General features: G+C 71.2%; 10 protein-coding genes. 8 read left to right on the forward strand and 2 right to left on the reverse strand.

The genetic code is table 11. The features are described 5' to 3' along the window. Positions 1–113 precede the first annotated feature (113 nt). Complete coding sequence (locus BMY74_RS32685; RefSeq protein WP_177230032.1) at positions 114–2,345, forward strand: ATP-binding protein; 2,232 nt, start codon at positions 114–116, stop codon at positions 2,343–2,345. Positions 2,346–2,478: 133 nt separating this feature from the next. On the opposite strand, the gene BMY74_RS32690 is transcribed toward BMY74_RS32685, so the two are convergent. Next, positions 2,479–3,537 (reverse strand): LCP family protein, encoded by a 1,059-nt coding sequence (locus tag BMY74_RS32690; RefSeq protein WP_089922366.1) that lies wholly within the window; start codon positions 3,535–3,537, stop codon positions 2,479–2,481. A 34-nt stretch (positions 3,538–3,571) separates the two neighbouring features. Here BMY74_RS32690 and BMY74_RS32695 point away from each other — a divergent pair, with 34 nt between their 5' ends. From BMY74_RS32695 to BMY74_RS32720, 6 genes are all read left to right on the forward strand, one after another. Continuing rightward, positions 3,572–3,991, forward strand: a complete 420-nt coding sequence (locus tag BMY74_RS32695) for a DUF6542 domain-containing protein (protein ID WP_089922367.1) — start codon at positions 3,572–3,574, stop codon at positions 3,989–3,991. Positions 3,992–4,073: 82 nt separating this feature from the next. After that, the gene (locus tag BMY74_RS32700) at positions 4,074–5,966 is read left to right on the forward strand and encodes a bifunctional polysaccharide deacetylase/glycosyltransferase family 2 protein (protein ID WP_218159818.1); all 1,893 of its coding nucleotides are present in this window, start codon (positions 4,074–4,076) and stop codon (positions 5,964–5,966) included. Positions 5,967–5,982: 16 nt separating this feature from the next. Continuing rightward, positions 5,983–6,546, forward strand: a complete 564-nt coding sequence (locus BMY74_RS32705; RefSeq protein WP_089922368.1) for a TetR/AcrR family transcriptional regulator — start codon at positions 5,983–5,985, stop codon at positions 6,544–6,546. Positions 6,547–6,623: 77 nt separating this feature from the next. Continuing rightward, complete coding sequence (locus tag BMY74_RS32710; RefSeq protein ID WP_089922369.1) at positions 6,624–7,817, forward strand: cytochrome P450; 1,194 nt, start codon at positions 6,624–6,626, stop codon at positions 7,815–7,817. Between the two features lies 1 nt (position 7,818). Next, on the forward strand, positions 7,819–8,013 hold the full coding sequence (locus BMY74_RS32715) for a ferredoxin (protein ID WP_089922370.1): 195 nt from the start codon (positions 7,819–7,821) through the stop codon (positions 8,011–8,013). 278 nt (positions 8,014–8,291) lie between these two features. Beyond that, positions 8,292–9,251: an NsdA family TPR-like regulatory protein gene (locus BMY74_RS32720; RefSeq protein ID WP_143091787.1), complete on the forward strand. Its 960-nt coding sequence runs from the start codon at positions 8,292–8,294 to the stop codon at positions 9,249–9,251. A 115-nt stretch (positions 9,252–9,366) separates the two neighbouring features. On the opposite strand, the gene BMY74_RS32725 is transcribed toward BMY74_RS32720, so the two are convergent. Beyond that, on the reverse strand, positions 9,367–9,804 hold the full coding sequence (locus BMY74_RS32725) for a hypothetical protein (protein ID WP_089922372.1): 438 nt from the start codon (positions 9,802–9,804) through the stop codon (positions 9,367–9,369). A gap of 73 nt (positions 9,805–9,877) precedes the next feature. Between BMY74_RS32725 and BMY74_RS32730 the strand changes: the two genes are divergently transcribed. Next, positions 9,878–12,805, forward strand: coding sequence for an AfsR/SARP family transcriptional regulator (locus BMY74_RS32730; RefSeq protein WP_089922373.1), 2,928 nt, complete (start codon positions 9,878–9,880; stop codon positions 12,803–12,805). The last annotated feature ends 37 nt before the right edge of the window (positions 12,806–12,842 follow it).

The following is a 12,842-nucleotide window of genomic DNA, read 5'->3' on the forward strand; positions in this document are numbered from 1 at the left end:
AACTACCCGTCTTTCGCCGTTGGTACCTCCGGGGGACCGCGTTGCAGCGGGAGATCGGGCCGACCTAGGGTGCCGCTGTGGGCGGTTCGCTTTCCCCAGGTCGCAAAGGCAATTTGCCTGCCGACACAACTACTTTCGTCGACCGCAAGCACGACGTCGCCGAGGTCAGGAGGCTGCTGTCCGAGTCGCGCCTCGTCACCCTGACGGGTGTCGGCGGGGTGGGCAAGACGCGGCTGGCGTTGCGCGCCGCCGCCGGCACGAGCAGGGCGTTCCGCGACGGGGTGTGGGTCGTCGACCTGGGCGGCGTCACCGACCCGGAACTGGTCGTGCACACGGTCCTGGAGCAGCTGGGCGTGCACGACGACACGGTCCGGATGCACCGCACCGTCCTGGTGGAACACCTGCGCGACCGGCAGGTGCTGATGGTCCTGGACAACTGCGAGCACGTCGTCGCGGCGGCCGCCGACCTCGTGGACGCGGTGCTGCGCGGTGCCCCCGGTGTACGCGTGCTCGCGACGAGCAGGGAACGCCTCGGCGTCGACGGTGAACACCTCTGGCAGGTCGCGCCCCTGCCGCCCGACCCGGCGCTGGCGCTGTTCGCCGAACGGGCCGCCGCCGTCGAGCCCGGGTTCGTCCTCGACGAGGGCAACCACGACGAGGTCGGTCAGATCTGCGCGCTGCTCGCCGGTATCCCGCTGGCCATCGAACTGGCCGCGGTGCGCCTGCGCGTGTTGAACCTCGACCACCTGTTGTCCAGATTGGACAACACCTTCCGGGTCCTCGGGGACGGCAAGCGCGGCGGCGACCCCCGCCACCAGACGCTGCACGCCGCGGTGGACTGGAGCTTCCACCTGTGCACGCTGCCGGAGCAGATCCTGTGGGCGCGGGCGTCGGTGTTCGCCGGCACGTTCGACCTGGAGGCCGCGGAACGGGTCTGCTCCGGTGACGGCGTCGCGCCCGAGCAGGTCCTGCACTCGCTGATGGGCCTGGTCGACAAGTCCGTCGTGGTGTCGGAGAAGCACCCGTCCGGCACGCGGTTCCGGCTGCTGGAGCCGTTGCGCCAGTACGGCCTCGAGAAGCTGCGCGCCGCCGGACGCGAACAGGTCCTGCGGGAACGGCACCGCGACCACTACATCGACTGGGCGGAGCGGCGGGAACAGGAGTGGTTCGGCCCGGCCCAGCCGCACATCTTCCGGCTCACCCGCCTGGAGCAGGGAAACCTGCGGTGCGCCCTGGACTTCTGCTTCGACAGCGACGGCGACCACTGCGTGCACCTGGCGAGCACGCTGTGGTTCTACTGGGCGGGCTGCGGCATGCTCGGCGAGGGCCGCCACTGGCTCGACCGCGCGGTGGCGAGGGCGAAACCCGGCCCGCTGCGCGCCAAGGCGTTGTGGGTCAACGGCTACGTCGCGACGCTGCAGGGCGACCTGACCGCGGCGACCGCGATGCTGGACGAGTGCCGCGGCTACGCCGTCGAGTCCGGGGACGCCTCCGCGCTCGCCTACTCCACCCACCGCATCGCCTGCACCCACCTGGTCGGCGACGACCTCGACCTCGCGGACGGCATGTTCGAGGAGGCCATGCGCCTGTACCGCGGCCAGGGCACCGTCAACAGCCACACCATGCTCGCGGGCATCGAACTGGCGATCTCGGCGACGTTCCGGCACGACTTCGCCGCCGCCGAACGACTCTGCGTCGAGGCCAAGGCCGTCGGTGAGGAGCACGGCGAGCAGTGGGCGCAGGCGTACGCGATCTGGGTGCTGGCCCTGTGCGCGTGGGTGAGCGGCGACCTGGCGGGCGCCGACCGGCTCGGCCGCGAGTGCCTGCGGATCAAGCGCACGTTCCACGACCTGCTGGGCATCGTGCTCTCGATCGAGATCCTGGCCTGGATCTCCGCCTCCCAGGGCAACGCGGGCCGCGCGGCGACGTTGCTCGGCGCCACCAGCGAGATCTGGCAGTCGGTCGGCTATCCCATGTTCGGGTCGCGGTACTTCGGCGCGCCGCACGGCGAGTGCGAGTCGGCGGTGGTGTCCGCGCTCGGCGAGCAGGAGTTCCGCTCGGTGTTCCGCAAGGGCATGGACCTCGAACTGGAGGACGCCATCGCGTTCGCCATCGGGGAGGAGCAGGAGCGGGAGGCGGCGCCCGTGGTGGCGCTGACGCCGTTGACGCGGCGGGAGCAGCAGGTCGCCGACCTGATCGCGGGTGGGATGTCGAACAAGGAGATCGCGGCGCGGCTGGTGATCGCGCGGCGGACCGCGGAGGGGCACGTGGAGCGGATCCTGCAGAAGCTGGGGTTCACGTCCCGGGCGCAGATCGCGACGTGGGTGACGCAGCGGCGCAACTAGGGGTGCGGCTGGGGGCGGTGGCCGGTGGGTGCGGCGGGCAGTGGCGTTGCTGGGGGGCGTGAGGGGCGTTGTTCAGGCGTGGACCGCCTCACCCGGTTCACGCACCCCGGTCCACACACCCGGTCCGCTCACCTCAGTCCACGCACGGGATGCCGTCGTCCGGCGGCGGGGGAGGCGGCGCGGTCGCCAGCTCCGTCACCTTCGCCCGCACCTTCTCCTGGTCCACCTTGTTGACGTCGAGCCCGCCGAGGTGCGCGCCGCCCTCGATCGGCAGCGTGTCGAAGCGCACCTCCGCCGGCAGTTCGCGCGCGAACTCGACCAGGTCGAACCCCGCGTCCAGCACCACGTCCTGCTTCGCCATGTCGATCATCGCCTGCACGGCTGTGACGTCGGCACCCCTCAGCCGCTTCGTCACGGCCGAGAGGAACGCCTGCTGGCGCCGCGTCCGGCCCAGGTCGCCGTCCTTCAGCCCGTGCCGCTGCCGCACGAACGACAGCGCCTGCGCCGCGTCGAGGTGCTGCGGGCCGGCCGGGAAGTCCGCGCCGGACAACGGGTCCTTCGTCGGGTGGCGCAGGCAGACGTCGACGCCGCCGAGGCCCTCGGCGATGTGGAAGAAGCCGATCAGGGAGATCTCCACGAGGTGGTCGATCGGCTGGTTCAGGAACGTCGACACGGTGCGCACCTGGGCCCTGCGGCCCGCCTCGCGGCCGGCGCGTTCGAGTTCGCGCTTGTCGTGCGTGCCCGCCGCGCGCAGGCGGTCCTCCTCGACGATCTTGGCCCGGCCGTACGCCTCCTTGATCTTGCCCTCGCCGCCCGAGGACAGCGGGACGAGGTTGTCGCGGGGCACGGACATCGCCACGGCCGGGCCGGAAGCCGGGATGTGCAACAGGATCAGCGTGTTGGCGTTGTAGCCGCCCCGGTCGCTCTCGCCCGCCTGCATGCGGCGCAGCACGTCGTCGGGCAGCGGTTCGCCGTGCAGGTCGAGGCGTGTCGTCAGGCCCATGACGAGGATGTTGCGGCCGGACTCCGAGCGGGGTGCGTCGGCGGTGATCGCGTACGACCGCTCGACGCCCGTCGAGACGGTGGACACCGTGGACCAGACGACCGCCGAGGCGGCGAGCACGACCGCGCTCAGAGCCGCCCACGCGGTGCGCGTCAGGACCAGGACGAGACCGGCACCACGTACTTGCATGAATCGGACACCCCCTGAATTATCCTAGTGCGCCATGGGGGTTCAACTGCCCAGTCTCGCCGCGGTCGCGATGCTGGCGGTGTTCGCGCAGACGGGGGTCTGGGTGGGCGGCGACGACTTCGGCTGGGCGTTCGGCGTGTGGCTCGTGGGCGGCGCGCTGGTCGCCTCCGCGCTCGTGCGCCCGGTGGGGTTGTGGACGGTGGCGCCGGCGCCACCTCTCGTTTTCGTCGTGGTCGCGGTGGGTGACGCGGCCTGGGAACGGCAGTCGAAGAGGCTCGGTCCGTGGGGGAGCTTCAAGGAGTTCGGCGCTGACGCGGTTCCGTGGCTCGTGCACGGGTTCCCGTGGATGGCGGCGGCGGTCGGTGCGGCACTGGTGGTCGCGCTCGTCCGCGTTTTCATTGGGGGAAGAAGGAAATGCAGGTCTTCGTCGACAGAACCGGCGCTAGGCGGGTAGCGGCCAGGCTGGTCAGCTGGACCGTCGCTTGTGGACTGCTCGTGTTCGTCGCCGCGGTCGGCGGCACGCTGCTGGGAGCGTGGTGAAGCGCACACCCCGGTTGCACTGGATCTCCATCCTGCTCGGGTTGCTCGTGCTGATGTGCGTGGTGTCGTTCCACGCCTACGCGGCGGTCAGGCCCGAACCCGTGCGGCACACCGGCCACCGCGTCGAGCTGCCCGAGGGCACGCTCGCGCTCGCGTTCCACGGCGGCCCGGACCCGAAGTGGACCCCGCGCACGCTGGAACGGTTGCACACCGCGGGGATCAGGGCGACCTTCTACGTCACGGGCGCCCAGGTCACCCGCCACCCGGACGTGGCGCGCCGGATCGTCGCCGAGGGGCACCGGATCGGCCTCGACGGGTTCCGCGCCGAGGGCGACTTCGCCGACCCGCTGAACGTCGCCCTCGCCCAGGCCGCGCTCGCTGACGCGCTGGGCGTCCACACGCGACTGGTCGGTGCGCCGCAGGAGGTCGACAGCGGCGACCGCGAGCACCAGGACATGGGCACGCTGGTGCGGATGTCGTTGACGGAGAAGAGAGGCGTCGTCCGGCTGCACGACGACGGCAGCATCGGCGGCGACATCGTCCGCGAGCTCGTCAAGGTGCCCGGCTACCGGTTCGTCCTGGTCAGTGATGAGGAACCGGTCGCCGCGTCGGACCGCGAACGGTTCACCGGCGCCGTCACCACGTGGTCGCAGCGCAACGGCGGACTCGTGCTCGCGCTGTTCGGCACGGCCATCGGTGTCGCCGCCCTGCTCGGCCTGCTGCGCACGTTCATGCAGCTCGGCCTCGCGCACACCGACCGGCGGTTGCGGCGCGAGAGCGAGGAGGAACCGCCACCGTGGTTCGCCCCGCCGGTCTCGGTGGTCGTCCCGGCGTACAACGAGGCGCTGAACATCGCCGCCACCGTCCGGTCCATCGCCGCGAACAACCACCTCGCCGACGTCGAGGTGGTCGTCGTCGACGACGGCTCGACCGACGGCACCGCGGACGTCGCCGAGGAGCTGGACCTGCCCGGCGTCACCGTGATCAGGCAGACCAACCAGGGCAAGCCGGCGGCGCTGAACGCGGGTGTCCGCGAGGCGCGCCACGACCTGCTGGTGCTGGTGGACGGCGACACGATCTTCGAACCGGACACGGTCGGCCAGCTCGTGCAGCCGTTCGCGGACGACGACGTCGGTGCGGTCTCCGGCAACGCCAAGGTCGGCAACCGGCAGGGCCTGCTCGGGCGCTGGCAGCACCTGGAGTACTGCGCGGGCTCCAACCTCGACCGGCAGATCCTGCACGCACTGCGCTGCATCCCGACGGTGCCGGGCGCGGTCGGGGCGTTCCGCCGGGAGGCACTCGACGACGTCGGCGGCGTCAGCGACGACACGCTCGCCGAGGACACGGACCTCACGATGGCCGTCACGCGCGCGGGCTGGCGGGTCGCCTACCGCCCGGAGGCCAAGGCGTGGACCGAGGCGCCGGTCACTGTGCACGGCCTGTTCCGGCAGCGCTACCGCTGGTCCTACGGCACCTTCCAGGCGATGTGGAAGCACCGCCGCGCGTTGGTGGAGAAGGGGCCCATGGGCCGGTTCGGGATCCTCTACCTGCTGGCGTTCCACCTGCTGCTGCCGTTGCTCGCACCGGTGATGGACCTTTTCGTGCTGTACGGGTTCCTCGTCGCGGACGCGCCCCTCGCGCTGGTCGTGTGGACGGTGTTCCTGCTGATCCAGACGGCGAGTGCCGGGTACGCGCTGCGGCTCGACGGCGAGTCGCTCAGGCCGTTGTGGGCCTATCCGCTGCAGCAGGTCGTGTACCGGCAGCTGATGTACGTCGTGGTCATCCAGTCGTTGATCACGGCGCTGCACGGCACGCAGCTGCGCTGGATGTCGGTGCGGCGGACGGGTCGGCTGCTGGACGCGCCCGGCGGTACTGTGCCCGTCACCTGATCAACGGGAGGCGAGGGTGGGTCGCACGCCCCTGGACGCGCCGGCGCGTCAGCAGGAGGTCTTCGCCGCTGTCCTCGAGGTGCTCGCCGAGGTCGGCTACGCGCGGTTCAACATGGACCTCGTCGCGAGCAGGGCCCGTGCGAGCAAGGCGAGCCTCTACCAGCGCTGGCCGTCCAAGGCGCGGCTGATCACCGACGCGCTGAAGGCGAACATGCCCCGGCTGGCCCAGCCGGACGAGGGCACGTTCGCCGAGGACGTCCGCCAGATCATGCGGGCGTGGGGCGAGCCGCAGCCGTTCGACACCGCCGGGATCTTCCTCGGTCTGCTCGAGGGCAGTCGCCAGGACGCCGACCTCGCGTGCCTGCGGGAGGAGCACGTCGACCGCGCCTACACGGAGCACCTGCGGGTCGCGGCGGACCGGGCGAAGGCACGTGGCGAACTGCCGGCGAGCCTCGACGCCGAGGTGCTCATCACCGCGCTGATCTCGACGTTCGTGCTGCGGTCCGAGGAACGGGGCGTGGTCGACGCCATCGTCGACGGCCTGTTGAGACCGCTCATCGGCACCTTTCGGGCCAAATAACTCGTCAAGGCGTAGTTGTTCCGCTACGTTCGGTCATGGTTTCAAAAGAACAGATTTGTTCTATTGAGGGGATTCCCGTGACTGAAGCTGCTGTCTGCCCCGTCCACCAGGACCGCGACCACCCGCTCCGGCCGCCGGTCGGCTTCCAGGAGGCCGTCAGCGACGGGCCGGTGAGGATGCTCTGGCCCAACGGTGTCGAGGCGTGGATGGTGTCGAGCTACGCCGGCGTCCGGCAGGTGCTGTCCGACCCGCGGTTCAGCACCCGCAAGGGCGGTCAGCCCGAGATGCGCACGGACGCCGGGGAGGCCGTGCTCGACCCCGACCAGCCGGGCAACATCAACGGGATCGACGGCCCCGAGCACATGCGTTTGCGCCGTCCTCTCTCGCGGGGCTTCATGGTCAAGCGCATGAACGAGCTGCGGCCGCGGATCCAGCAGATCGTCGACGAGCACCTCGACGTGATGGAGGCCAAGGGCGCCCCGGCCGACCTGGTGGCCTCGCTGTGCCTGCCGCTGCCGTCGCTGGTGATCGCCGAACTGCTCGGTGTGCCGCCGGAGCACCAGGAGCTGTTCCAGGCCACGGCCGGTGACCTGTTCGGCAAGAACGGCTCGAAGGACGAGTACCTCGCGCACGCCACGAAGCTCGCCGAGGTGCTCGCGCCGATCGTCGCCGCGAAGAAGGCCGCCGGCACCAACGACGACATGATCGGCCTGATGGCCAACGACACCGACTTCAGCATGGACGAGCTGATCTTCCTCTGCATCGGCCTGCTCGCGGCCGGGCACGAGACCACGTCCAACTTCCTCGGCCTCTTCACGCTGCACCTGTTCGAGCAGCCCGACCAGCTGGAGGTCCTGCGGCGCGATCCTGGCCGCGCGGACGTCGTGGTCGAGGAGCTCCTGCGCTACACCGTCGGCCACCTCGGCGGCCCCGGCCTCACCCGCAGGGCCACCGAGGACGTCGAGGTCGACGGCGTGCTGATCAGGGCGGGGGAGTGGGTGAGCGTGTCGCTCATGGCGAACCTCGACGAGGCGCTCTGCCCGCGTGCCGACGAGCTCGACCTGGAACGCGACGCCGTGTCGCACCTCGGTTTCGGGTTCGGGCCGCACCAGTGCCTCGGCGCCAACCTGGCCCGCGCCGAGCTGCAGATCGGCCTGCGGACGCTCTTCGAACGGTTCCCGAACCTGCGCCCGGCGGTGCCCGTCACGGAGATGAGGTACCGCAACGACATGATCACCTACGGTGCCGCCGAGATCCCGGTGGTGTGGTGACGTGACGGTCCGCATAGACCAGGAGAGGTGCATCGGATCGGGCCAGTGCGTGCTCGCCGCACCGGACGTGTTCGACCAGTCCGACGACGACGGGATCGGCCTCGTGCTCATCGCCGAACCGCCGGCGGAGTTGCTGCCGGGCGTTCGTGACGCGGTGGACAGGTGCCCCGCCCAGGTGGTGACCCTGGACGAGTGACTTGATCGGCCGTTTCGGTGAGCGGTCGTCACGGGGAATTGATTCAGTGCGGATTTCCCGACACCTCGATGGCCGCTTTCGGTTCACCACGGCCGTCCGTAATCGTAGGCGCGGCCACCACGGCGTTGTGGTGGCCGCGCCGCTGTGCGCGGGGAGAGTCGAAAGACCCTTCCCGACCAGGTCCGACAGCGGGATGGTGGCGGCGCGGTGAGTACCGGCTGTGTGCCACGGGTACCCCCCTTGTGCGGGTGCGCTGAGCACGTCAGGAGGGTCTACCTATGTTCAACGCAGACGCATTTCCCGCTCGCGTGGACAAGACCGACGTGCGGCATGTCGAAACCCTCACGAGCGCCCTCCGGGCATTGGACCACGAATACGGCGGCGGTTCGTGCCGGGACGCCTGCGTGGCGTTGCTGAGGTGGGCGAACCCGTTGCTCGACACCGGGCCGCCCGGGCAGGTGGTGCGGCGGCTCCAGGTCGCGATCGCGGACCTGCACAACCTGGCCGGCTGGGCGTCGTTCGACATGGGACTGCTGGAGTCGGCACACCTGCACTTCGGCCGTGCGATGGGCCTCGCGCGCGCGTCGGGCAACAGCGCGTTGGAAGCGAACATCCACTACCGCATGGGCCGGGTGCACCTGCACTACGAACTGGCCGAGGACGCGTTGGCGTCGTTCCAGCGTGGACTGCCCATCGCGCAGGCCAGCGGGTCGACGCTGGCCGTGTCGATCCTGCACGCAAACGAGGCGTGGGCGTTCGCGAAGATGGGCGCGGAAAGGCAGGCGCTGCGCCAGTTCGCGCGCGCCCAGGACGAGTTCGAACGCTCCGCGGCCGAGGACGCGCCGCCGTGGGCGCGGTTCTTCGACTTCGCGGACCTGGTGTCGATCGGCGGCATGGTGCACACCGAGCTCGCGCGCACCTGCGACGTGAAGTACGCGCGGTCGGCGATCCCGCTGCTCACCAGGGCGATCTCCTCCGGCGGGGAGGACGCGTCGCGCAGCCAGTCGTTCCGGCTGGCCGCGCTGGCGGTGAACTACCTGGTGCAGAACGAGGCCGAGCAGGCGGGCGAGGTCGGGCGGCAGGCCATCGAGCTGTCCGGACCCATCCGCTCGGCGCGCACCCGCGACCGCATGCGGCCGCTGAAGCAGGAGGCGGAACGGTTGCGGGGCAACGCGGCCGCCGACGAGCTGGCGGCACGCCTGGGGAAGTTCATGACGGCGTCGCAGGGCGCTGCCTGAGGCCTGGAAGGCGTCACCGGGGCCCGAGGAGAGGTTTGGGCTTCGGGCCCCGGCGGCACCGACCGGGGAGGAGCGACGTCCAGCTGGGGGCCAGGGCGCCGCTCCGGTTCGGAGGTCAGCAGCGGATGTCGGTGCGCACGCGGTAGGTCTGCGCCCCGGAGTTCCACTCGACGTAGGCGGACGTGCAGTCGCCGAGGGTGTTGGTGCCGCCCGACCAGAGCTCCTGCTGGCGGTAGCGGCCCTGCTTCAGTCCGGGGTGGCCGTACGGTTCCCGCGCGTCCTTGGAGGCCCACTGCTCGATCGAGATCAGTTCCGGCGTGTACGGCGCACCGGCGCTGTGGACGCTCGACCAGGTGTAGACGTACGCCCAGTTCTTGCCGCAGCCCTTGAACTGCTTGACCGACGCCCACTTCTGGCCGTTGTCGCCGACGTGGGCGGTGCTGCCGATCTGGGTCACCGGCCCACAGCCGGGTGCGCTCTCGGCCTGCGCCTGGCCGGACGTGACGAGACCCAGAAGCAACGCGGCGGCGGCGATCAGCGTTGTCCTCTTCATGGGCTGTGAGCATCACGACGGCCGCTGACATATCGCTGACACGTCTGGTTACCGGCTGGTTAGGATCGGGCACATGCAACGGCGGTGGGAGTTCAGGGTTCTCGGATCGTTGCAGGTCATCGACGCGGGCCGGGCGGTGGAGCTGCGTTCGGCCAAGCAGCGGGTCCTGCTCGCCGCGCTGTTGATGAAGGCGAACGCTCCGGTGTCGTCCTACGAGCTGATGGAGCACCTCTGGGGCGAGGAACCGTCGGGGTCGGCGCGCGCGACCCTGCAGACGTACATCATGCGTTTGCGGCAGACGCTGGACGACCTGGCCGACCGCAAGCTCGTCCGCACGTGGCCGACGGGCTACTCGATCCACCTGGAGGACGACCAGCTCGACCTGCTGACGTTCCAGCGGTTGCGCGCCGAGGCCCGTCGCGCGCCCGACCTGGAGACCGAGGCGCGCCTGCTGGGCGAGGCCGCGGCGTTGTGGCGCGGTCCCGCGCTGGACCAGGTCTCGTCGCTGCGGATGGAGCAGACCGACGTGCAGCGCCTGAACGAACAGCGCTGGGAGGTCCTGGAACGCCGCAACGACGCCGAGCTGCAGCTGGGCCGGTACGACCAGGTCGTCGACGAACTGCGGTCGCTGGTCGCGGAACACCCGCTGCGCGAACGCTTCTGGTACCAGCTGATGCTCGCGCTGCACCGCACGGGCCAGCAGGCGCAGGCCCTGGACGTGTTCCGGCGCGCGAGCGACGTGCTCGCCGACGAGCTCGGCATCGATCCGAACGCCGAGCTGCGCGCGCTGCACATGGAGGTGCTGGCGGGATCCTCCGCACCGGTGCCCGCCGTCCAGTCGGGACCGTCGTGGCTGCCGCCCGCGGTCGGCGACTTCTCCGGCCGGGCCGACGAGGTCGCGCGCCTGACCGCGGGGCTGCGCGCCGGCGGCACGTGGACGATCACCGGTCCCGGTGGCGTCGGCAAGACCTCGCTGGCCGTGCACTGCGCCCACGCCGTCCGGGACGCGTTCCCGGACGGTCAGCTGTACCTGAACCTGCGCGGTGGTGAGCAGAAACCCGTCGAACCCGCCGCTGCACTGGACCGGTTGTTGCGCGGCCTGGGCGTCTCGGGTGGTGCGATCCCGTCCACTGTGGAGGACCGGGTCGACCTGTACCGCGACCTGTTGTCGGACCGGCGGATCCTCGTCGTGCTGGACAACGCGGTGAACGAGGCGCAGGTGCGTCCGTTGCTGCCCGGGACCACCTCCGGCGCGGCGCTGGTGACGTCGCGGGCGGCTCTGGCCGGGCTCGAGGCCGCTCACGTCGTGCCGCTGGACGTGCTGCCCCCGGTGGACGCGCTGGCGTTGCTGAAGGCCGCCGTCGGCGAGGCGCGGTGTGCCGCCGAACCCGCCGCGGCACAGGAGATCGTGACGTACTGCGGCAAGCTGCCGCTGGCGTTGCGGGTGGCGGCGGCCCGCCTGGTCGCGCGCCCGCACTGGCAGCTCGCGAAGCTCGCCGGTCGGCTGTCCGACGAACGCCGCCGGTTCGACGAGCTGTCGGTGGGCGACCTCGACGTCCGCGCCTCGCTGGCGTTGTCCTACGACGGGCTGGACGAGTCGCACCGGACCGCGTTCCGGCTGCTGTCGCTGGTGGACACGCCGGACTTCCCTGCCTGGGTGGCGTCCCCGCTGCTGGGCCTCGGACTCGACGACGCCGAGGACCACGTCGAGGCGCTGGTCGACGCCCGGCTGGTCGACTACGCGGGACGTGACGCGCTGGGACAGGTGCGGTACCGGCTGCACGACCTGTTGCGCGCCTTCGGCCGCGAGGCGGCCACCGAGGACCCGGCCGTGGCGCTGCGCGGCCTGTTCGAGCAGTGGCTCGACCTCGCGACGCGTGCCGACGCCGAGCTGCCGCACCAGGGCGTCCGGCTGGAACCCCTGGAGCTGGAACGGTTCGACCTCGGGGACGCGGCGGAGTGGTTCGACGCCGAGTGGCAGAACGTCCACGCCGTGATCACGCAGGCCGCCGCGCTGGGGCTGGGCGAGCTGGCCGCCGAACTGGCCGTGCGGTCGGCCGCGTTCTGCGACCTGCGCGCCCGGTTCGACGACTGGGAGCAGATCAACGCGCTGGGCCTGTCGTGCGCGCCGCCCGCCCGGCGCCCCATGCTGTTCCAGCAGCGCGGGATCCTGCGGGTCCGCCTGCACGACTACTGCGCCGCCTCCGCCGACTTCCAGGCCGCCCAAGAAGGGTTCGCGGCGGCCGGCGACGTGTGGGGCGAGGCCTACGCCTGGTACGGCATGGGGTGGATGCACGAGTGGAGCGGCCGGTCCGTCGAAGCCCGTGAGGCCCATCGCGAGGCCATGACCCGGTTCGTGGCGTCCGGGAACCCGCACGGCGAGATCGAGGTGCTGTGCTCCCTCGGCGCCATCGAGCGGCGGGCCGGCGGGCTGGTCGCCGGTCAGGAGTACCTGGAGCGCGCCCGCAGGGTCGCCGGAACGCTCGGGGACCTGCAGAGCGAGCTGATGGCGAACCTGGAACTGGGGCGGTTGCACCAGTTCACCGGGGAGCTGGCGGAGTCCGCCGCGTTCCTGCGGTCGTCGCTCGCGGCCGCGCAGAAGTTCGGCGACCCGGACCTGGCGGCGAACATCCGGCTGTTCCTCGCGGACACGTTGCTGCGCTCCGGGCAGGAGTCGCTCGCCGAGGAGCAGCTGCGGCAGGCCTGGGAGTTCTTCGAGGAGCACGACGACCGGCAGGGCCGCATCTGGGTCTGGCGGCTCCGGTCCGGCATGGCCGCGTCCGCCGACGAGGCGTTGAGGCTCGCGGCGCTGGCGATGGACCAGGCCAGGGAGATGGGGTCGCCGCCGGAGGTCGGGCGGTCGTTGCGGGTGCTGGGCAACGCCCTGGAACGGGTCGGGCGGGGCGAGGAGGCCCGGGAGCACTGGCGGCTGGCGGAGGAGACGCTGACGGCGGCGGGGTTCCAGGCCGAGGTGGACGAGCTGCGGATGGCCACGTCGTAGACGCGCGTTGGTGCCAGGCGACGGGGCACTGGTGTCG

It is taken from the genome of Lentzea albida, assembly GCF_900111005.1.
GTDB classification, from domain to species: domain Bacteria; phylum Actinomycetota; class Actinomycetes; order Mycobacteriales; family Pseudonocardiaceae; genus Lentzea; species Lentzea albida.

Bases quoted from the DNA above. Each gene is read 5' to 3' on its own strand.
- BMY74_RS32730 (WP_089922373.1), top strand. From the start codon at position 9,878: ATGCAACGGCGGTGGGAGTTCAGGGTTCTCGGATCGTTGCAGGTCATC.
- BMY74_RS32720 (WP_143091787.1), top strand. From the start codon at position 8,292: ATGTTCAACGCAGACGCATTTCCCGCTCGCGTGGACAAGACCGACGTG.
- BMY74_RS32690 (WP_089922366.1), bottom strand. From the start codon at position 3,537: ATGCAAGTACGTGGTGCCGGTCTCGTCCTGGTCCTGACGCGCACCGCG.
- BMY74_RS32695 (WP_089922367.1), top strand. From the start codon at position 3,572: ATGGGGGTTCAACTGCCCAGTCTCGCCGCGGTCGCGATGCTGGCGGTG.
- BMY74_RS32725 (WP_089922372.1), bottom strand. From the start codon at position 9,804: ATGAAGAGGACAACGCTGATCGCCGCCGCCGCGTTGCTTCTGGGTCTC.